Origin of the sequence: Pseudomonas cichorii, assembly GCF_018343775.1 — a bacterium.
GTDB classification, from domain to species: Bacteria; Pseudomonadota; Gammaproteobacteria; order Pseudomonadales; family Pseudomonadaceae; genus Aquipseudomonas; species Aquipseudomonas cichorii.
In genome coordinates this window covers 4,862,412-4,882,912 of record NZ_CP074349.1, presented here as the reverse complement: position 1 = coordinate 4,882,912, position 20,501 = coordinate 4,862,412, and the positions used below count along the sequence as shown (strand labels likewise).

Annotated in this window: 19 protein-coding genes and 1 pseudogene; 8 read left to right on the top strand and 12 right to left on the bottom strand. The window is 58.8% G+C overall.

The window, feature by feature from the left end; translation table 11 throughout:
• Positions 1-27: 27 nt before the first annotated feature.
• From KGD89_RS20720 to KGD89_RS20690, 7 genes and pseudogenes are all read right to left on the bottom strand, one after another.
• The gene (locus KGD89_RS20720) at positions 28-1,455 is read right to left on the bottom strand and encodes a di-heme oxidoreductase family protein (RefSeq protein WP_025261676.1); all 1,428 of its coding nucleotides are present in this window, start codon (positions 1,453-1,455) and stop codon (positions 28-30) included.
• 165 nt (positions 1,456-1,620) lie between these two features.
• Positions 1,621-1,737 (bottom strand): annotated as a pseudogene (locus KGD89_RS20715) (PAAR domain-containing protein); the annotation flags it as partial.
• A gap of 160 nt (positions 1,738-1,897) precedes the next feature.
• Positions 1,898-3,250 (bottom strand): imelysin family protein, encoded by a 1,353-nt coding sequence (locus KGD89_RS20710; protein ID WP_025261675.1) that lies wholly within the window; start codon positions 3,248-3,250, stop codon positions 1,898-1,900.
• A 195-nt stretch (positions 3,251-3,445) separates the two neighbouring features.
• On the bottom strand, positions 3,446-5,494 hold the full coding sequence (locus KGD89_RS20705; protein WP_025261674.1) for a putative bifunctional diguanylate cyclase/phosphodiesterase: 2,049 nt from the start codon (positions 5,492-5,494) through the stop codon (positions 3,446-3,448).
• Between the two features lie 327 nt (positions 5,495-5,821).
• Complete coding sequence (gene ptaA / locus KGD89_RS20700; protein WP_025261673.1) at positions 5,822-6,928, bottom strand: pyoverdine biosynthesis transaminase PtaA; 1,107 nt, start codon at positions 6,926-6,928, stop codon at positions 5,822-5,824.
• 242 nt (positions 6,929-7,170) lie between these two features.
• Positions 7,171-7,752, bottom strand: coding sequence for a superoxide dismutase (locus tag KGD89_RS20695; protein WP_025261672.1), 582 nt, complete (start codon positions 7,750-7,752; stop codon positions 7,171-7,173).
• Positions 7,753-7,955: 203 nt separating this feature from the next.
• Positions 7,956-8,558 carry a LysE/ArgO family amino acid transporter gene (locus KGD89_RS20690; RefSeq protein WP_025261671.1) on the bottom strand — a complete coding sequence of 201 codons (603 nt, stop codon included), beginning with the start codon at positions 8,556-8,558 and terminating at the stop codon, positions 7,956-7,958.
• A gap of 96 nt (positions 8,559-8,654) precedes the next feature.
• On the opposite strand from KGD89_RS20690, the gene KGD89_RS20685 reads away from it, so the two are divergent.
• The 4 genes from KGD89_RS20685 to KGD89_RS20670 all read left to right on the top strand — a co-directional run bounded on the left by KGD89_RS20685 (position 8,655) and on the right by KGD89_RS20670 (position 12,571).
• The gene (locus tag KGD89_RS20685; protein WP_025261670.1) at positions 8,655-9,554 is read left to right on the top strand and encodes a LysR family transcriptional regulator ArgP; all 900 of its coding nucleotides are present in this window, start codon (positions 8,655-8,657) and stop codon (positions 9,552-9,554) included.
• A 36-nt stretch (positions 9,555-9,590) separates the two neighbouring features.
• A complete protein-coding gene (locus KGD89_RS20680) occupies positions 9,591-10,589 on the top strand; it encodes an NAD-dependent epimerase/dehydratase family protein (RefSeq protein ID WP_025261669.1) in 999 nt (332 codons plus the stop codon).
• A gap of 66 nt (positions 10,590-10,655) precedes the next feature.
• Positions 10,656-11,516: an ATPase gene (locus KGD89_RS20675; protein ID WP_025261668.1), complete on the top strand. Its 861-nt coding sequence runs from the start codon at positions 10,656-10,658 to the stop codon at positions 11,514-11,516.
• Between the two features lie 512 nt (positions 11,517-12,028).
• Positions 12,029-12,571 carry a hypothetical protein gene (locus tag KGD89_RS20670; RefSeq protein WP_143008667.1) on the top strand — a complete coding sequence of 181 codons (543 nt, stop codon included), beginning with the start codon at positions 12,029-12,031 and terminating at the stop codon, positions 12,569-12,571.
• A 67-nt stretch (positions 12,572-12,638) separates the two neighbouring features.
• Here the strand turns inward: KGD89_RS20670 and KGD89_RS20665 are convergent, their stop codons facing one another.
• Genes KGD89_RS20665 through KGD89_RS20655 form a run of 3 tightly spaced genes read right to left on the bottom strand, consistent with a single transcriptional unit; the run spans position 12,639 to position 15,217 of the window.
• Complete coding sequence (locus tag KGD89_RS20665; RefSeq protein ID WP_025261666.1) at positions 12,639-13,688, bottom strand: alkene reductase; 1,050 nt, start codon at positions 13,686-13,688, stop codon at positions 12,639-12,641.
• Between the two features lie 21 nt (positions 13,689-13,709).
• Positions 13,710-14,876 (bottom strand): MFS transporter, encoded by a 1,167-nt coding sequence (locus KGD89_RS20660; RefSeq protein WP_025261665.1) that lies wholly within the window; start codon positions 14,874-14,876, stop codon positions 13,710-13,712.
• Positions 14,877-14,902: 26 nt separating this feature from the next.
• Positions 14,903-15,217: an ArsR/SmtB family transcription factor gene (locus KGD89_RS20655; protein ID WP_025261664.1), complete on the bottom strand. Its 315-nt coding sequence runs from the start codon at positions 15,215-15,217 to the stop codon at positions 14,903-14,905.
• A 157-nt stretch (positions 15,218-15,374) separates the two neighbouring features.
• Here KGD89_RS20655 and KGD89_RS20650 point away from each other — a divergent pair, with 157 nt between their 5' ends.
• Entirely contained in the window at positions 15,375-15,974 is a 600-nt protein-coding gene (locus tag KGD89_RS20650) for an acyl carrier protein phosphodiesterase (protein ID WP_025261663.1), read from the top strand.
• Here KGD89_RS20650 and KGD89_RS20645 read toward each other — a convergent pair.
• Both KGD89_RS20645 and olsB read right to left on the bottom strand, forming a co-directional pair.
• The gene (locus tag KGD89_RS20645; RefSeq protein WP_025261662.1) at positions 15,932-16,723 is read right to left on the bottom strand and encodes a lysophospholipid acyltransferase family protein; all 792 of its coding nucleotides are present in this window, start codon (positions 16,721-16,723) and stop codon (positions 15,932-15,934) included. The genes KGD89_RS20650 and KGD89_RS20645 overlap by 43 nt on opposite strands.
• Positions 16,723-17,478 (bottom strand): L-ornithine N(alpha)-acyltransferase, encoded by a 756-nt coding sequence (olsB, locus tag KGD89_RS20640; protein WP_025261661.1) that lies wholly within the window; start codon positions 17,476-17,478, stop codon positions 16,723-16,725. Before olsB ends, KGD89_RS20645 begins: the two co-directional genes overlap by 1 nt.
• Positions 17,479-17,750: 272 nt before the next feature.
• Here olsB and KGD89_RS20635 point away from each other — a divergent pair, with 272 nt between their 5' ends.
• From KGD89_RS20635 to KGD89_RS20625, 3 genes are all read left to right on the top strand, one after another.
• Positions 17,751-18,857, top strand: coding sequence for a serine hydrolase domain-containing protein (locus tag KGD89_RS20635; RefSeq protein WP_025261660.1), 1,107 nt, complete (start codon positions 17,751-17,753; stop codon positions 18,855-18,857).
• Positions 18,854-19,192 (top strand): hypothetical protein, encoded by a 339-nt coding sequence (locus tag KGD89_RS20630; RefSeq protein WP_025261659.1) that lies wholly within the window; start codon positions 18,854-18,856, stop codon positions 19,190-19,192. The genes KGD89_RS20635 and KGD89_RS20630 overlap by 4 nt, the downstream gene beginning before the upstream one ends.
• A 138-nt stretch (positions 19,193-19,330) precedes the next feature.
• The gene (locus KGD89_RS20625; protein ID WP_025261658.1) at positions 19,331-20,488 is read left to right on the top strand and encodes a phospholipase D-like domain-containing protein; all 1,158 of its coding nucleotides are present in this window, start codon (positions 19,331-19,333) and stop codon (positions 20,486-20,488) included.
• The last annotated feature ends 13 nt before the right edge of the window (positions 20,489-20,501 follow it).

Below are 20,501 nucleotides of genomic sequence, written 5' to 3'. Positions count from 1 at the left end.
CGGCTCCTTCTTTTTAAAGGGGAATGCTTATAACGAATTCAGGAACGCCAACAGCGCCGCACGCTGGTCGGCGTCGAAGGCCAGGACCTGTCGTTGTGCTGCCTGGGCTTCGCCGCCGTGCCACAGTATCGCCTCCATCACGTTGCGAGCGCGACCATCATGTAGAAATTGTGTGTGCCCGCTGACGGTAGCGGTCAGGCCCAGGCCCCAGAGCGGCGGTGTACGCCATTCGCGGCCGGTGGCCTGGAACTCGGTCCGGTTGTCGGCCAGACCTTCGCCCATATCGTGGAGCAACAGGTCGCTGTAGGGACGAATCACCTGATTGGCCAGCTCCGGTTCTGCGGCATCGGCGCGGGTGGTGAATTGCGGTGTGTGGCATTGCTGGCAGCCTGCCTTGAAGAACAGGTTCTTGCCCGCCAGCACTTGCGGGTCGTCCACGCTACGACGTGCCGGAACAGCCAGGTTGCGGGTATAGAACTCTACCAGTCGCAGAATGTTGTCGCTCACCTCGGGTTCGCCGTTGGGGCCATTGCCGTTCGGTGCGTTGCGGCAATCCGCTTGCGCCGGGGTGCAGTCGTCGACGGTTTTCAGGCTGGTGGTCAGGCCCATATCGCCCGAAAAGGCGTGGACATTCTGTTGATTGAGTGTGGGTTGCCCGGCTTTCCAGCCGAAACGTCCCATGACGACCTTTTGCTGCACATCGTCCCAGACCCAGTTGGTGCGGCCGGAAATACCGTCGTCATTCTTGTCGTCAGGGTCGGCATTGGCCAGGATCGCTGCTTCGGGAATCGCCTCAAGCAGACCCAGACCGATCATGGGCGGAGCAATGCGCGCCGAAGCGTGGGTGTCGGGGTGCATGGGGCCATAGCCCAGTTGCGTGATACGCAAGGTCGGCTGGCGCAACTCGACAGTCATACCATCGCGAAAGCGGATGGTCAGAGGATCGTACTCGACCCGCACCTTGCCTTCTGGCGCGACACCAGGGGTCGACATGTCCTGTAGCTGTCCGCCATAACTCGGCTCGGGCACCACACCGTTGCGCTTGATGACCTCCGCATACGCCGGGCTGTTTGGAATCGAAAGCCTTACCAGCATCGACACGGCATTGGTGTCGCCGGGCTCTGGCGGATGGCCGCGACCGTCCTTGATATGGCAGTTCTGGCAGGCATTGGTATTGAATAACGGACCCAGCCCGTCACGGGCAGTGGTGGTCGAGGGCGCGATGACCCAGGGATTGCGGAAGAAACTGTTGCCGACACTGAAGTCCAGCCTGCGCACCGGCGAGAGATTGGCCGATGGCAGGGAGAAGGCGTTCTGATCGCTTTTCTTTACCGTAGCAGCACCTCCAGACAGAGCTTCCCCCGGTTCGGCCTGAGTGAACTGCGGCGCGTCATCGCACGCGGTCAGGACCAGAACCGATAAAAAAACGAGGGACAGGCGCAGCGGCATACTCATACGAATTCTGCAACGAGCTGAAAATCAGGGCGAGCAAGCTTATCAGCCTGATGGGTCTGAAATAGGAAAAGTTACCGTTTACTCGGGCTGAGGCAACGTATTGTTACTAAATCGGTGACGCCGGAAATCTGAATACCATCAACGGTGGCGACAAACTCTCTCAGGGGCGGCGGCTAATCCATCAAAGAAAACGTCGGGAGAACCGGAAACGATCGGATTTATAGCGTGCCCTGGGGAAGGGCAGGCAGTCGGTGCAGTTACACGAGCTGCAGGTTTTGCCATATCAGATTCCGTCCTGATTGAGCGTGTCGGTAGTCGTAAGGCTCGTTCTGCAAGGTCTGTTTAATGCGTCCGGCGAGACTGCGTTCTTGAAAAAAATGCCAGTCAGCAGACCTGACTGGCATTCGGTATTGCAGGCCTGAAGCCTCGGTTACATCACTGATCAGAACTCGTGATCGGCGTTGTCCGGGTTCAGGTCGGTGATGCCCAGCTTGCCTGCGGCTTGCTCGATGGCGCCGGTCTGTTTGACCAGGGCTCCAATGGCGTCACGCACCACTTGATTGCCAGCAGTGTTGCCCGCTGCGATCAACTGGTCGAAGTGCTCGCCCTTGTTGGCGTGGTCAACGATCACTTGCAACTTGGCCTGGGTGTCGTCCAGGTCGGCGCGCAGGGTGGCGTCGGTGGCCGGGTCAACCTTGGCGACCAGGGACGAGATACTCGGACCGGTGATCTTGCTGCCGTCGGTGCGGGTGTATTCGCCCAGGTAGACGTTGCGGATGCCTTTGCCGTTGTAGAAGTGCGAGTTGTGCGTGTTGTCGCTGAAGCAGTCGTGCTCGTCTTCGCTGGAGTTGGCTTCCAGTGCCACTTTCATGCGCTCGCCGGCCAGTTCGCCCAGGGACAGGCTGCCCATGCCGAACAGCATTTTGCGCAGGCCGCTTTCGCCGGTTTCTGCTTCCAGGGACGCGCGATAGTTGTCGGCTACACCGGGTTTCCAGTTGAGCGACATTTCTTCCAGGTCGGTGACCAGCAGTTCGGTCACGGCCTTGAGGTAGGCACGGCGACGGTCGTTGTGGCCGCCGGTTGCACCGGCACCTTCCAGGTAGTCGCTGGCAGGACGTGCGCCGGCGCCAGGGCCGGTGCCGTTCAGGTCCTGGCCCCACAGCAGGAATTCGATGGCGTGGTAGCCGGTGGCGACGTTGGCCTCGGAACCGCCCAGCTCATTGAGGCTGGCGAGTTTCTCGGCGGTGATGTCCTTGACGTCTACCTTGTCTTCGCCGACCTGGATTTCAGTGTTGGCAATGATGTTGGCGGTCGCGCCCGGGTTGCCCAGCGCGTGCTGGTAATCCTTGGCCACGTAGTCGATCAGGCCTTCGTCCAGGGGCCAGGCGTTAACCTGACCTTCCCAGTCGTCGATGATGGTATTGCCGAAGCGGAAGACTTCGCTCTGCATGTAAGGCACGCGGGCGGCAACCCAGGCATCACGAGCAGCCTTGAGGGTCTGGTCGTTCGGTGCGGCAAGGAAAGCATCGACAGCGGTCTGCAGCTTCTTGGCGCCGGTTTCGGCATCGCTGAACACGGCGAAGACAATGTTGGTGTAATTGGCGACCACGGCCTTGGCAGCGGCGTCATCGGTCTGGGTTGCAGCTGATGAAGCAGGTGCGGCAGGCGCTGCTGCCGGAGTCACAGGAGCTGCAGCAGGGGCGGGAGCGGCTGCCTTGTCCTTGCCTTCACCGCAACCGGCGAGGGAGATAGCTATGGCCAGCAGACTAGCTGTTGCCAGAGGCATACGAATCATGACGAATTCCTGCGTCTAGGGGATTTATGGCGCCGGGCGCCCAGAAAAACTGCGACATAATGCGAAAGATTTGCATTCGGTGTAAAGGCATAACGCCCTTAAAGTCGTGAACGAGCATTCGACGACATGTAACTGTCGGTTTCAAGACAACCCGAAACTGGCCGTAGGAGCGCATTCATTCGCGAATGAATTCGCTCACGCCTCTACCTGGCTGCGCTGCGCCTGTTTCAGGTACGGCAGGATGTCACGGCCGGGCAGGGGTTTGCTGTACAGGTAGCCCTGACCTTCATGACAGCCTTCGGAGATGATGTAGGCTTCCTGTTCGCTGGTTTCCACGCCTTCGGCAATGACCTGCATGCCGAGGCTTTTACCCAACTGGATAATGGCGCGCACGATGGTCGCATCGTCATCGTCGTCGAGCAGGTCCTGCACGAAGCTCTTGTCGATCTTGATCTTGTCCAGCGGCAGGCTCTTGAGATAACTCAGTGACGAATAGCCGGTACCGAAGTCGTCGATGGCGATCAGCGCACCTGAGCGGCGCAGGCTGAGCAAGTGCTGGGCGGCGGTGTCGATGTCTTCCATCAGGCCGGTTTCGGTGACTTCCAGCTCCAGGCTGCGAGGTGGCAGGCGGTAGATCTGCAACAGGTTGTTGACCACGCGGGGCAGTTCCGAGTGGTGAAGTTGCACAGTGGACAGGTTGACCGCCATACGCAGTTCGGTGAAGCCCTGATCGTGCCACTCCCGCAACTGGCGACAGGCCTGATCGAGCACCCACTCACCGATGGCGATGATGGTGCCGTTCTGCTCTGCCAGCGGAATGAAGACATCGGGCGGCACCAGACCGTGCTCCGGGTGTTGCCAGCGGATCAACGCCTCGACGCCCATCACCCGATGGTCGCGATAGCTGATCTGTGGCTGATAGACCAGATATAGCTGGCCTCGGGGCAGGGCTTCGCGCAGGTCTTTTTCCAGCTCGCGACGGCGGCGCATTTCGCTGTCGACACTGGCGATATAGAACTGATAGCGGTTGCGCGAGCGTGTCTTGGCCAGGGTCATGGTCTGTTCGGCTTTCTGCAGCAGCTTCTCGGTGCTGTCGCCGTCTTCCGGGAACAAAGTGATGCCGATGGTTGCGCGCAGGCGGATTTCATGAAGATCCAGGGCGAACGGCGCCTCAAGGTCATCCAGAATATTCTGCGCCAGCTCTGCGGCTTCATAAGGCTGCTCGATATCGGCCTGAACCAGAGCGAACTGGTCGCCACCCAGGCGTGCCAGAGCACCCAGTCGCCCGCTATGAGCGCGCAGCCGGTCTGCCAGGGCCAGAAGCAACTGGTCGCCGGTCTGATAACTGAACTGCTCGTTGATGCCTTTGAAATCATCCAGGCCGACACACAACACCGCGACACGACGCTGCAGGCGTCCGGCGTCCACCAGAATCTTGTCCAGTTGTGTCTGTAATTGCAGGCGATTGGGCAGGCCGGTCAGGAAGTCGTATTGGGCCATGCGCTGCAGGCTGTTTTCCGCTTCGTGGCGAAGGTGGGTATTGCGCTCGATGGAGGCCAGCAACTGGTTGGCGGTATTGACCCAGATACCCAACTCATTCTTTTCATGGCCCTTGAGCAGCGGCAGCAGGTGTTCGCTTGGGCGGTCCGGGTTGATGCTGGTCAGGTGTTCGATGATTCGGGACAGCGGCTTGGTCAGCAGCCAGTGATAGACCAGATACAACACCAGACCCATGGCCAGGGCACGTAATACCCCTGACACGAAAATGATCACCGCATTGATGATAAAGCTCTCGCCATAGTTGGCGGTATCCAGCGTGATGCGCAGATCACCGTAGTATTCGCTGTAGGGGCTGCGGCCGACCAGTTGGGTCGTGAAGCTGCGCTCCTGGCCAAGAATGATGTCTGTGAGCCAGCGAATGGGAGAATCTTTCAGAGGGCGCGCTTTTTCTGCGAGCAACGTTTCGTTCGGGTGCCCGATGGAGGCCATGCGAACGGAGTCATCCTGGAACAGACCTTCGATGACCTGCATGCCCATTTCCCGGTCCAGGCTGTACACCGCCTGGGTCGACGGGTCACGGAACATGTCCAGAATACGTTCGGCATCACTGGCCACGTTCTGGTGGGTCTTGTAGGCATCGTAGACAATTTGTGCGCAACTCAAGACAACGCCCACGAGCAGCGCTGAAAGCAGTACTACGCGCAACAACTTAACCGACAAGCTGTGTTTGAGTTCCAGCTTCAAATGGTCATTCCTTAATTCGTGCCGGGAGCGTGCAACCCTGCACCCATCGAAAAACCAGCTGTGTCAGCCCTGTGACGAGCGTGTACTCATCAGGCCGATTTCTGCTTCCTTTGTCCTGCCTGCGCGTAGCGTTGGATCCAGGCAACTCTACTGTGTCGGGCGAGTATGCATGGAACTTGAGTATGACTCTGTAAATACAAGAAGTAATATTAGTATGCTATTGCCTTCTGGCAACATGTAAACCAGCCGTGTCAGGTTGAGGCTGGATGCCCCCGCTGGCACGAAGCGGGGGAAGAAAGCCGACCCAGAGCGCTGGGTCCGGAAAACTCAGGCCAATTGTTGTACGACTTCGAGGAATGCTTGGCGAAATGCCTGCATTTCTGCCTCTGTACCAATGCTGACTCGCACCCAGGTCGGCCAGACATCCCATTTCCTGCCAATCAGAATATTGCGTTTGGCCAATCCCTTGATGACCCTCTCAGCCTCATGGCCGGTATCTATCATGAAGCAATTGGCCTGGGAAGGCGTGCAGGTGAATCCATGGCTTGCGAGAAAGGCACGGGTTTCTTCGCGTACGCGGGTATTGAGCTGCTTGCGCTGCCTTACCAAGTCAGGGTCTTCAAGACTGGCCATGCCGCCCATGGCCGCAGGCAGCGGGACGAAATTGTTGCCGCCCCACACTTCTATTTTCTCCAGCAGTTCGGGATGTCCTACCGCCAGACCCAGCCTGGCTCCCGCCATGCCATAGAGCTTGGAGAAGGTGCGCAGGACCAGAACATCCTTGCGCCTGGCTGCCAGCGAAACAAGGCTGGCGGCATCCGAGAAGTGAATGTACGCCTCATCGATCAGCACCACTGAACCTTCGGGTTTGGTGAGTATGGCTTTTTCTATCTGCTGCTGGGGTGTCACGGTCCCGGTGGGATTGTTGGGGTTACAGATGTAAATCAGGCCGGGTGTCTTGTCGACTTTCAACATGGCCTCAAGATCATGTGCCCCGTCAGGTAGCAGGGGGACTTCATGAAAGGCGACGTGCTGGCTGTTAGCCGCTTCGATGGGCGCATCATAGGAAGGTGTAGCGAGAGTAAGGCTGCGGTGCTCATCGGTAAAGGCCGCAATGGCGTACTGCAAGGGTTCACGCGAGCCGCTGTAGGCATGCACGTAATCACTGGGTATCTGATTCTGTCTGGCAAACAGCTCGATCAGTTTCAATTGCGCGCCGTAGTGATAGCGTCCTGTCGAGGCTGCACCAGCCTGCATTTTTTCAAGTGCCAGGGGAGAAGGGCCTAGATGGCTTTCATTGAAGTTGAGATGAATCCTGTCATTGCCGGCAGGATGCTTGGTTGCGGGAGCGGCTGAGCTGATTCGCGGGAGTGCCAGGCTTGTGCAGGCCAGGGCAGAGAGGGTAACGAAAGAACGACGACTGACCGATGACATGGAGTAAGTCCCTTGTTGGTTGCGAACGTCTGCACTCGTAATAGCGTATTGATGGTACGCAGGCCTTGAGTGGCGGGGTCTTCGTTGATGAAAACGATAGCAAGCGAAGGATATTTACCGGCGGGATTCGGGAGGGCGGACAAGGTCGGTCTGGAGGGCGCAGTATTTCTTTTTAAATCAAAGGACTGAATGGCACACAATAAAAAACCCGGCATGGCCGGGTTTTTTGTAAACAGCAGGAATCAGGCAGCGTATTGCTTGGCCACGAAGTCCCAGTTCACCAGGTTCCAGAACGCTTCGACGTACTTCGGACGCAGGTTGCGGTAGTCGATGTAGTAAGCGTGTTCCCAGACGTCGCAGGTCAGCAGCGGGGTGTCGCCGCTGGTCAGCGGGTTGCCTGCACCGATGGTGCTGGCCAGAGCCAGGGAACCGTCAGCTTTCTTCACCAGCCAGCCCCAACCGGAACCGAAAGTGCCGATGGCGGTTTTGCTGAACTCTTCCTTGAATTTCTCGAAGGAGCCGAATGCAGCGGTGATGGCATCGGCCAGAGCGCCGGTTGGCTCGCCGCCGCCATTTGGCGACAGGCATTCCCAGTAGAACGTGTGGTTCCAGACCTGAGCGGCGTTGTTGAAGATGCCGCCCGAAGAAGTCTTGATGATTTCTTCCAGAGTCTTGCCTTCAAACTCGGTGCCTGGCACCAGGTTGTTCAGGTTCACGACATAGGTGTTGTGGTGCTTGTCGTGGTGATATTCCAGCGTCTCAGCAGTAAGGTGCGGCACCAGAGCGTCTTTTGCGTAGGGCAGAGGTGGCAATTCAAAAGCCATGGTTCATCTCCTTATCAGGTCGATTGCGGTAATCGCAAGGCCGATCACGGGCGGCCGTATACAGCATGCACCGGGAGTTTTTACTCTTTTGCGGCGCAGACCCCGGATCATAGCACCGGGCCTTCGGCTTAACCACGCAACAAGTGTGTGGGATAAAGGTTCCAGAGCCGTTGTATCCATTTATCACTAAAAGGAAAAGCCTTTCAGTCAGCCCTGATCAATTGTGCCGCCACACTGAACATCATCACTGCCACCATCAGATCGAGCAGCCTCCACGTAGCCGGGCGTGCCAGCCATGGGGCAAGCCAGGCCGCGCCGATGGCGAGGGTCGAGAACCACAGAAACGAAGCGCTGGCGGCACCGGCGACATAGGCGCCTGGCGCACTTTGCTGCGCACCCAGCGAGCCGATCAGCAGGACCGTATCGAGATACACGTGCGGATTGAGCAGCGTGACTGCCAGAGCGCTGAGCAGCACTGCACGACGCGATCTTTGGCCAGCGGTCGCACTTTGCTCAAGGCTCTGGCGCGAACAGGCGCGACGCAAGGCCTGCACGCCGTACCAGGTCAGGAAGATCACGCCGCCCCAGCGTGCGATCGCCAGCAAGGTCGGGTTCTGCACCAGGACATTCGCCAGACCGAAAACCCCTACAGCGACGAGAATCGCATCGCAGAGGATACACAGCATCGCCACCGGCACGTGGTGTTCGCGTCTCAGTCCCTGTGCCAGGACAAAAGCATTCTGTGCACCGATGGCCATGATCAGGCCGCCCGCGACCAACAGGCCGTTGAAGTAACTTTGCCACATGAAATGAATTCCGCAATGCCGAGGAGAGGTAGCGATTGTCTGGCCTCTGGGTGTATAAGAAAAACAAATATTCCTGATTCCTCATTAGGAAAACTGATGTTCGATTACAAGTTACTGTCAGCCCTGGCGGCTGTCATTGAGCAGGCAGGTTTTGAACGTGCCGCTCAGGTATTGGGGTTGTCCCAGTCGGCCGTCTCGCAACGCATCAAGCTGCTTGAAGCGCGCATTGGCCAGCCGGTGCTGGTACGGGCCACGCCACCCACGCCTACCGATATCGGCAGACGCCTGCTCAACCACGTGCAGCAGGTGCGTCTGCTGGAACGTGACCTGCAAGGCCTGGTGCCTGCGCTGGACGAAAATGGCCTGCCTGAACGGCTGCGCATCGCGATCAATGCCGACAGTCTGGCGACCTGGTGGGCGCCGACAGTGGGTGCCTTCTGTGCCGAGCAACGTCTGTTGCTGGATCTGGTGGTCGAGGATCAGGACGTCGGCCTCAAGCGCATGCGCGCCGGTGAAGTGGCCGCCTGCCTGTGTGGCAGCGAGCGACCGGTGGCCGGCGCCCGCAGCCAGTTGCTGGGTGCCATGCGCTATCGTGCGCTGGCCAGCCCGGCGTTCATCGAACGGTATTTCGCCGAAGGCGTCAGCCCTGAAAAGCTGATGCGTTCAGCGGCCCTTGTGTTTGGCCCCGATGACTTTTTACAGCACCGCTACCTTGCCCTGCTTGGGTGCGAGGGCGGTTTCGAGCATCATCTGTGCCCTTCGTCCGAAGGGTTTGTGCGGATGATAGAGGCGGGTGTCGGCTGGGGGCTGGTGCCCGAGTTGCAGGTGCAGACGCAATTGCAGCAAGGCTCGCTGCGCGAACTGGTGCCTGAACGCTACATCGATGTGCCCTTGTATTGGCACCACTGGCGCAATGGCGGGCAATTGCTGACGCGCCTCACTGAGAACCTGGTGCAGCAGGCGAGCAAGTGGCTGGTGCCCCTGAACGACAAGTGAGCGTCAGTGCAGACATATGAAATGTGGGAGCGGTAAATGAAGATTCTGGTCACCGGCGCAAGCGGCTTCATCGGCGGACGCTTTGCGCGCTTCGCTCTGGAGCAGGGCATGAGCGTGCGCATCAATGGCCGTCGGGCCGAAGGTGTCGAGCATCTGGTACGACGCGGCGCCGAGTTCATCCAGGGTGATCTGGCGGACCCGGAACTGGTCAAGGCCTTGTGTCATGACGTGGAGGCCGTGGTGCATTGCGCCGGTGCGGTCGGTTTATGGGGGACTCGCCAGGATTTCGTCCAGGGCAACGTGCAGCTCACCGAAAACATTGTCGAGGCCTGTCTGAAACAAAGAGTGCGACGGCTTGTCCATCTCTCGTCACCTTCGATCTATTTCGACGGACGTTCGCACCGCGACATCAAGGAAGAGCAAGTGCCAAGGCGCTTGAACAATCACTACGCCAGCACCAAGTACCTGGCCGAGCAAAAGGTGTTTGGCGCTGAAGAGTTCGGGCTTGAAGTCATCGCCTTGCGGCCGCGTTTTGTCACGGGTGCGGGCGACACCAGCATTTTCCCGCGCCTGCTGCACATGCAGCGCAAGAAGCGTCTGGCAATCGTGGGCAATGGCCTGAACGTGGTGGATTTCACCAGCATGCAGAATCTTAACGACGCCATGTTAAGCAGCCTGCTGGCAACCGGGTCGGCGCTGGGCAAGGCCTATAACATCAGCAATGGTGCGCCGGTCCCGCTGTGGGATGCCATCAACTATGTGATGCGCCAGATGCAGTTGCCTCAGGTCACGCGCTATCGCTCATACCGGTTGGCGTATACCGCCGCGGCGATCAACGAAGGCGCATGCCTGTTGTGGCCGGGTCGACCTGAACCCACGCTGTCGAGGTTGGGTATGCAGGTCATGAACAAGGATTTCACGCTTGATATCAGCCGGGCCAGGCATTATCTGGATTACCAGCCCAGAGTCAGCCTATGGACTGCGCTGGATGAGTTCTGTGGCTGGTGGTCGGCCCAGCAGGGTGGTTCGCGCTGAAACGGCAACAGAGCCCGGTTATACTGCGCAACTTTGGTTTCAACCGTTTCTTTTAAAGGGTTACCCATGCGTAACGATCCATACGACGACGTCGATGACGTTCCGAACCTCAGTGCCAAGGACGACGATGACGATGATTTCGTCCCTACCAAAGGGGCTCGTGAACGCACGACTGTGCACTCGCGCACCACGCCGGTGGTCAAGGTCAAAGGGCCGAGCACCGGTCCGCTCTGGGCTTTGGTGGGCGCTTTGTTCATTGCGTTCTGTGGTCTGGGCTGGTGGAGCTTCCAGCAGGTTTCCCTGATGGAACAGCAACTGGTCGCGACCCAGGAAAGTTTTGCCCGCATCAGCGAGGAAGCGGCCGGTCGCCTACAGGATATTTCCGGCAAGGTGGTCGCGACCGAATCCCTGAGCAGCGATGGCGAAGCCCTCAAGCAGCGCATCAAGCTTCTTGAAGCGCAACTGGAAGATCAGGACAAGCAACGCGCAGGTGTCGAAGGGCAGCAAACCAGCCTGGACAAGCGTCTGGAGCAGATATCCACACAAGCTGCGCAGCAACAGCATGACAATGCGCAGTTGCAGGAACAGCTCAAGAACGTCGCTATCGAACTGACAGCCCTCAAGACCGCATTGCCGGACCTCAAAGCTGCCCAGAGCGATCAGGCCAAGTTAGACACCCAGCTCAAGAGCCTGAGTGCCGATGTAGCGACTCTGAAAAAACAGGGCAACCCGTCAGCGGCCATCGAGCGCCTTGAACAGGACCTTGTGGTGCTCAAGAGCGAACAGGAAAACCGCCCGGCACCTGTGGCGGCCAGTGCTGGCAATACTGCCGAGTTCGATGCCTTCCGCGCTCAGGTGACCCGCAGCATCAACACCCTGACCAGCCAGATCCAGACGTTGTCGCAGCAGGTCAACGCCAGTCGATAAGGTTCAGGCCTGCCCCGTGGCAACTTTGTCGCGGGGCAGGTCGATTTCAGGTTCTCGCCTTGGGACAGTGACAGGCGCTTGAACAGTGCGCAAAGGCACTCTTTCGTGCGCGTTTTAATTAGGGTTAGACGGTTTTTTATAAGTAATCGATTTTTGTTTTTAATGAGTTTCTTGTTTGAATTTGTTAAGTAAAAATATCTCACTCAATAAATAAATATACGAAATATTGGGTGGCAGGTATTACTGTGGAGGTGCGGTTTTAAATAGGAGTTTAAATAATGAATGGAATCAAGAGTATGAAAGGCGTCGAAAATAAAGTATCGAACAGGGCTGAGGAAAGTTTTAAAAGTTCTGACGATTATAGTGACGTTGTGGGTGTTCCTGCGGGGCCGGACAAGCTTGCAGATTTGCAGCAAAGGCCCCGCGTGGGGATAAAACCACCCAAGCCAGGCTGGCCTCCCACCAAGCCACCGAAGTTTCCTACCAAACCGAAACAGCCTCCGGTCAAGCCAGTGGCACCTCCCAAGCCTCCGGTCAAACCGACACTACCGACCAAGCCGCCGGTCAAGCCTGTTCTGCCCGTCAAGCCGACAGCTAAAAAGCCTGCAGTCAGCCCGGTCCCGCCAACACCGGTTTTCAGCGGCTCTGCGCCCAGCATCAATGCTTCAAGTCTGCCGCCTGCTCCAGTGCGACCATCGCGTCTGGAAACAACATTGAACGTAATCAATACGGCAACGGGTGTTCTGCAATTGGTCCATCCGCTCAATAGCGTATTCAACCCCAACGGGACCGTCACTTATCCCAATGGGAGTGTTGCCGATGCGCAAGGGCAATCGGTCACCAGCCCTGACGGCACCGTGCAGAACGTGGACGGTACTATCGTGCATGCCGATGGCACCACGCAGTATGTCGATGGTAGCTATCTGTATAAAGATGGCACCTGGTTGCTGGCCGATGGTTCGGTGAAGTATCCGGATGGTCGCTGGAAGTTGGCCGATGGCACGATCACGGATGCAGACGGTAATGTGCAGGGCTCTGTTGAAAGTACAAAGTAAGTAAAAGTGTTCTGATGCAAAAAAGCCCTGGCTCTTTCGAGTCAGGGCTTTGTGGTGTTTTTTGTGATTACAGGCGTGGGTAATCGATATAGCCAACCGGGCCTTTGCCGTAGAAGGTTTCAGGAATGGCCGGGTTCAGCGGAGCATCCTTTTCCAGGCGCTCTACCAGATCCGGGTTGGCGATATAAGGCACACCGAAGGCCACGGCATCGGCCTTGCCTTCTGCCAGCCAGGCATTACTGCTGGCCTTGGTGAATCTTTCGTTGGCGATGTAAACGCCACCAAAGGCTTTCTTGAGTTGCGGCCCGAGGCTGTCGCCTGCTTCCTTTTCCCGGGAGCACAGGAATGCGATGCCGCGCTTGCCCAGTTCAGTCGCTACATAGCCGAAGGTTTCGGCCAGGTTGTCGTCGCCCATGTCATGCAGGTCGGCGCGTGGTGCCAGATGCACACCGACACGGCCCGGGCCCCAGATTTCGATGATTGCGTCGGTGACTTCCAGCAAAAGACGGGCACGGTTTTCCAGAGTGCCGCCGTATTGGTCGTTGCGCTGGTTGGTGCTGGTCTGCAGGAACTGATCGATCAGGTAACCGTTGGCGGCATGCAGCTCCACGCCATCGAAACCGGCAGCCTTGGCGTTTTCTGCGCCGACCCGGTAGGCCTCTATCACATCACCGATTTCCGCCAGTTCCAGCGCGCGAGGTGTCACGAAGTCGGACTTGGGACGCAGCAGGCTCACATGGCCAGCCGGCTTGATTGCGCTCGGTGCTACAGGTGTTTCGTCGTTCAGGTACGAAGGGTGGGAAATACGCCCTACGTGCCACAGTTGCATGACAATGCGGCCACCGGCGCCATGTACCGCCTTGGTGATATTGCTCCAGCCGCGAACCTGATCGTTGGACCAGATACCTGGCGTATCCGGGTAACCCACGCCCAGCGGCGTGACCGAAGTGGCTTCGCTGATGATCAGGCCTGCCGAGGCGCGCTGTACGTAGTACTCGGCCATCATCGCATTCGGTATGCGGCCTTCGTCGGCGCGGCAGCGCGTCAGTGGCGCCATGATGATGCGGTTAGGCAGTTGCAGATCGCCCACGGTGATCGGGTCAAAGATAGTTGTCATGCGTCGAACCCTCTTAAATGATCAGTTGGTAGCAGGAGCCAGATCGGGATTGGCGGTCTGGCGGAAAGTAATCAGGGTGACCAGCAGTGCAAGCACGGCCAGCACGGCTGCGGCCAGTGGCACGCTGGTCAGGCCAAGGCCATGAGCGATGACACTGCCGCCGACCCACGCGCCCAGCGCATTGCCGACGTTGAAGGCGCCGATATTCAGGGTCGATACCAGATTCGGTGCGGCCTTGCCGAAGGTCACGACATTGATCTGCAAGGCAGGCACTGCGGCAAAGGCAGCAACCGCCCAGAGGAAGAGGGTGATTTCAGCCGGGATCAGCGCCACGCTGCTCCAGCTCAGGATGGTGGAAATCACAGCCATGGCGATGAACACGCCAATCAGGGTGGTCGGGATGCTGCGGTCAGCCATCTTGCCGCCCAGGACATTGCCCGCTGTCAGGCCCAGGCCGATCAACAGCAGGGTCCAGGTCACGCCGTTCGGCGACACGCCAGTCACTTCGCCCAGCAATGGCGCAACGTAAGTGAACAGGGTGAATACCGACGCTGCGAACAGGGCAGTCATGCTCAGCGACAGCCAGATACCGGCGCCCTTGAGTGCGGCCAGTTCGGCACGCATGTCGAGTTTTTCTTCCTCGCGGTTGCCCGGCAGGAAGCGAACCAGACCGATGAAGGCAATGACGCCGATAATGGTCACGGCCCAGAAGGTCGAACGCCAGCCCGCGTATTGACCCAGTGCTGTGCCCAGCGGCACGCCCAGCACGTTGGCCAGCGTCAGGCCGGTAAACATCAGTGCTACGGCAGAAGCGCGGCGGTTGGCCGGGACCAGGCCTGCGGCAACCACTGAACCGATCCCGAAGAATGCGCCATGGCACAGGGCTGTGACGACACGGGCGAACATCAGCACGTCGTAGTCGCTGGCCAGCGCGCAGAGCAGATTACCGATGATGAAAATACCCATCAGCGTGACCAGTGCGGCCTTGCGCGGCAACTTGGCGGTGGCCAGGGCCATGAACGGGGCTCCTATGGCTACCCCCAGTGCATAACCGGTCACCAGCCAGCCGGCGCCGGGGATCGAAACACCCAGGTCGGCGGCGACATTGGGCAGCAGGCCCATGATGACGAATTCAGTGGTGCCGATGGCAAAGGCGCTCAGGGCCAGAATAAGTAAGGGAAAGGGCACGTGGCGTCTCCTTGGGGGCTGGGGCGTCATGACTGGTTGTCCAGTTCCTGCACCAGGGCTTTGACGAAGGCTTCGATGGTTTCTTCATTGCGTCTGAAGAAATGCCATTGCCCGACCTTTTTGCTGCTGATCAGGCCTGCGCGTTGCAGAGTGGCGAGGTGGGCTGAAACCGTGGATTGCGACATCCCTGCACGCTGATCGATCTGACCGGCGCACACGCCGTGTTCGATGGAGTATTCCTGAGTCGGAAAGCTGGCTCGCGGATCCTTGAGCCAGGTCAGGATCTCGCGGCGCAAGGGGTGCGCCAGGGCTTTTATTATTTCGTCGAGGTCGATGGTCATGTCGTTCTCAGTTAACGGTATATCGCGATGGAGCGAACTTTATATCTGTATTTCGCGATATACAAATATGCAATTGCGCTAAGCAAGGATCAAATCGGTATATCGGGTTATAACGATATATAGACCGGCACTCTGAAAACGGCGTAGGCTTTGCTCCATGAATTACCTCGCACACCTTCATCTTGGCGGCCAACGGCCCGCCCAATTGCTCGGCAGCCTGTATGGCGATTTCGTCAAAGGGCCTTTGCCGGGGCGTTTTCCTGCGGAGCTGGAAGCCTCGATCCGGCTGCATCGCAGCATCGATTCATTCACCGACAACCATCCGCTGATCAAGGATGCGATGGCTCGTTTCCCGGTGCAGCGGCGACGTTATGCGGGGATCATGCTGGATGTCTTTTTCGACCATTGCCTGGCACGGGACTGGCACCGCTATGCCGATATCCCGCTGCAAACCTTTACCCGCAAGGTCTACGGTGCACTGGCCGCTGAGCCTCAATTGCCAGAGCGCCTGGCACTGATTGCGCCGCGCATGGCGGCGCAGGACTGGCTGGGTTCGTATCGGGAGTTCGAGGTGCTGGAGCAAGTGCTGGGCGGGATTTCCAGGCGTCTGTCACGGCCTGAAGGGTTGGCCGGTGCCATGCAGGAATTGCAGGCGCTGTACCAACCCTTGAGTGCGGATTTCGATGAGTTCTATCCGCTGTTGCAGGACTTCGCTCAAGCAGCCCTGGCTGGGCGCGACACCGCTTCGCTCGGCTGAGCGGTTTCACCAAACAGCGCCACCTGAACTGCCTGTTGTGCCTGAAATGCCAGTGCGGCACGTTCCAGGCCGGCAGTGGGAATCGGCTCCAGCAGATGGATATGCACATCGCCCTGATCGTTGGCGAACAGGCGGCGCAAGTGCGACAGCAGATCGTCATCACCAATGAACGGCGCAATCGGGTCCGGCTTGCCGTCGCGTGAATAGGCAATCGCCACGGGTTGCAAGGCCACGCCTGTTTCGATGGCGCTGGACAGCAGGCGACCGTGGAAGGTGCGCAGGGCACGGCCATCGGTGGTGGTGCCTTCCGGGAAAATCACCAATGGCGTGCCGTGTTGCAGATGGCTGCCCATCTGGCGCTGGATCAGGCGGCTGTCGCCCGAGCCACGACGAATGAACAAGGTGCCTGCCTTGAGCGCCAGCCAGCCCGCAACCGGCCAGGTCCGTACCTCGGCCTTGGACAGAAACGACAGCGGCGCGAGCATGCCCAGCAGTGGAATATCCGTCCATGACACATGGTTGCTGACCCACAGCATTGGCTGAGTCGGCAGCTTGCCGCTGACCGTCACACGAAAGGGCAGGGCATTGGTCAGGCGAGCCATGAACCAGCGAGTCCAGCGTTGTCGGCGTTCCATGGAACTGCCGACTTTCAAACGCTCCATCACCGCAAAGGCTGCGGCAATCGTCAGCCCTACAGCAATCACCAGCAACACCCGTGCAACACGCGCATGGCTGCGCAGGCGGCTCATCACACGGCTGCCTTGAAGTGGCGGGCATAGCGCGGGCACAGCTCGTCGCGCTTGAGCAGGATGAATACATCGGCGACCTGGAAATCTTCATCCCAGCAAGGTTCGCCGCAGATCTTTGCACCCAGGCGCATGTAGGCCTTGAGCAGTGGCGGCATCTCGCAGATCACGTTGTTTGGAATGTCGAGGGTCGGCAGCGGGTTCTTGGGTTCGGCGCGCAGGTTTTCGGTGCACAGATAGCGTTCGCGCAAACGCTGCATGATCGCATGAGCCTGAATGCCGCCGTCCTGCATCGGAATGCTGGCGCAGCCCATCAGGTAGCTGTAACCACCTTCGTTGAGGACTTCCGCCAGTTCGCTCCACAACACGGCGATGGTGCCGCCGTTGCGGTAGGCCGGGTCAACGCAGGTGCGGCCCAGCTCCAGGATCGGGCCTTGCAGATGCAGCAGGCCGTGCAAGCTGAATTCTTCTTCGCTGTAGAAGCGGCCCAGAGAGCTTGCGGCCTTGTGATCGAGCAAACGGGTGGTGGCGACCAGGCGACCGGTGTTGAGGTCGCGAACACCGATATGCGAGCAGTGGACATCGTAGTCATCAATATCCAGACCCAGTTCAGCGCCTTTGAGACGGGCGTTGAATTCTTCGCTGAACACGCTGAAACGCAACGCCTGAGCTTCCTGCAGGGCGTGTGCACCGATCAGGCGTTCGGCCTGAAGACGACGGTCAGAAGTGTTGTCACGGATGCGGGCAATCTGGGTCATGCGAAATCTCCATAAGCCAGCCATGCAAGTGCGGCCGGTTGACTGAATTGTCCAAGCGCTTGCTGTATGTGCAGGCTAGGGAGCCGTCGTGTCATGGAGGTGAAGCTTTGGTGATGGTTGTGTGACGGGGGCGGGTGATGGTGTTGGTTGTTAGCCTTCGCGAATGAATTGGCTCCCACCTCATTCGCACCACCCAATGTGCTCCCGCCAGAGATCTGTTCTGTCACGAACCCCTGCTAAGGTTGCCCGGTTATTCTCCAGAGACTTTGGCCATGTCCCGTCGTTTTGTCCGGTTATGTCTGCTTTTGCTTGTGGGCCTGAATGCCTTTGCGGCACTGGCCGAAGACTGGCCAGGTGAGCAATGGGTCGTTGAGCCCGTTACGCCGACAGCCGCGCTCAAGGCGCTTGAGGACTACGCTTTTGCGCCCCGTGACGACACGACCCGCGCAGGTGTTCGCAGCGATGCCCTGCTGGTGATTCGTGACGGTCGTATCGTCTATGAACGCTATGCCGGAGTCACAACGGCCCAGACGCCACACCTGACCTGGTCAATCAGCAAGAGTGTGTTGGCCACTGTGTTGGGGGTGGCATTCGGGCAAGGGCGTTTCCAGTTGAATGATCCCGTCGCAAAGTTCTACAGCCCGCTCAAGACGCATCCAGACATGACCGTTCAAGACCTCCTGCACTGGGCATCGGGCCTCGACTGGCAGGAAGACTATGAATACGCGCCGCTTAACTCATCGGTCGTGGCCATGCTTTACACCCGAGGTCGTGACGACATGGCCCGTTTTACGGCCAGCCATGGGATTGCCAGCGCTGCGGGCACGTCGTATCGATATTCCAGTGGCGACAGCAATGTTCTGTCCGCCGCCTTGAAAAACATGGTGGGTGAACAGGTTTACCAGGACTATCCATGGACCGCGCTGTTCGACCCGCTTGGCATTGGCAGTGCGACATGGGAAACCGATGGCAGCGGCACCTTCGTCGGTTCTTCCTACACCTACATTACCGCCCGTGACCTGGCGCGTATTGGCCTGTTGATGCAGCGCGGCGGGCGTTGGCAGCAACAACAGTTGCTGCCGACCGCCTGGGTGGATTTTGTCCTGACGCCTTTTAGCGGCCAGAACGTACAAGCGAGCGCCGAAGTGCCGGGCGGACATTGGTGGCTCAATCGGACCCATGACGGTGGCCATGGCCCGTGGCCGGATGCTCCGCCCGAGACCTTCGCGGCGCTTGGGCATTGGGGGCAGGCGCTGTATGTGATCCCCAGCGAAAAGCTCGTCATCGTGCGCTATGCCGATGACCGCGATGGCAGCTACGACCACAACCGGATGCTCAAGCTATTACAGGTGGCCTTCGGCAAGGAGGGCGGGCAATGAGCGCACGTCGAATGTTTATCCTGCGTCGTCCCTTCAGCAGTCTGCTCTTGTTGGCGCTCTTGATGATCTCCGTACTCGCCTGGCAATACCGTGTTGCCTTGCAAGCGTTCCCCACCATCATCAGTGCCTACACGGCCAAGGAGTACTGTTCGTGCCGTTATGTGATGAACAATCCTGCCGATTACTGCCGCAGTTACGTCAAGCAATACATTCCCGCTACCCTGACGGATGACTCACTAAACAAGTCGGTCAGTGCCAGCGGGTTGGGACGCAGCAGCGTTGCGGCGTGGCAGGGCACACGTCAGGGGTGTCGTTTGCTGCCTGATGCACCTTGAGAGACGAACCGAGTTGTTTGCCAGCGGTCTGACAGGCGGATAAGGTTGCCCTTGAATGTGCATTCGGAGTTTTCATGCCCAAGCTGCTTGCCCACGCCACCCTCGCTACCGCTGTTTTGATCTTCACGGCACGCTGACGTGGCGGGAGCGATCTTTCCCTGGCGGCCGGACAACCACTTTCAACTGCTGATTGATGGCCCGACGTTTTTCCCGCGCATGATCGCCGCCATCGACCGCGCCGAGCAGCAGGTCGATCTGGAGCTGTATCTGGTCGAAGCAGGCGCCTGTGCGGACGCCATCGTTCGAGCGTTGGCCGAAGCCGCACGACGCGGTGTGATCGTGCGCTGTCTGTTTGACGACTTCGGCTCTCAGGCTTTCAGCACCGGATTGCGCAGGCAACTGACCGACGCCGGGGTGATCCTGCGGTTCTATAACCCGATTCGCTGGCGACGGGGCATCCGCAATTTTTACCGCGATCATCGCAAGGTGCTGGTGGTGGACAAGGCATTGGCGGTGGTGGGCGGTACGGGTGTCACGGATGAATTCTGGGAGCCGAGCCATCCGGTCAGCCAGTGGCATGAAGTGATGGTGGAAATCACCGGCCCGCTGGTGATCGACTGGCAGGCGTTGTTCGACCGTCAGTTCCACGCCAACCTGCACCGCACGGCCTGGCGACCCATGGAAGACTTCGGTCTCAGGCATCTGCCAAGAATTCCTGAGTCCGGTCACGGCCTAGGGCGCGTGGCTTACGCCGATGCGCGTCAGCATCGCGATATCGTGCAGTCTCTGGTCCGCGCGCTGAACAGCGGCCAGAAGCGTATCTGGCTGGCGACGCCATATTTTCTGCCCACCTGGAAAGTTCGCCGCTCGCTGCGCAAGGCGGCTTTGCGAGGTGTCGATGTTCGCTTGCTGCTTACCGGCCCGCGTACCGATCATCCCTCGGTGCGTTACGCCGGGCATCGCTATTACCCGCGTCTGCTCAGGGCCGGAGTGAAAATCTTCGAGTACCGGCCGCGATTCCTGCACCTGAAAATGGTGCTGATCGATGACTGGGTCAGCATTGGTTCCTGCAATTTCGATCACTGGAACCTGCGCTTCAACCTTGAGGCCAACCTCGAAGCCATCGACCCGGACCTGACCCGCGATGTGGTTGCCAGCTTCGACAAGGATTTCGCCCAGAGCACCGAAATTACTCTGGACGCCTGGAAAGCCCGACCTTTGTGGCGCCGGGTCAAGCAGCGGCTTTGGGGCTGGATTGATCGGTTGGTGGTCAATCTGCTGGATCGGCGCAACTAAGCGGTGATGTTGG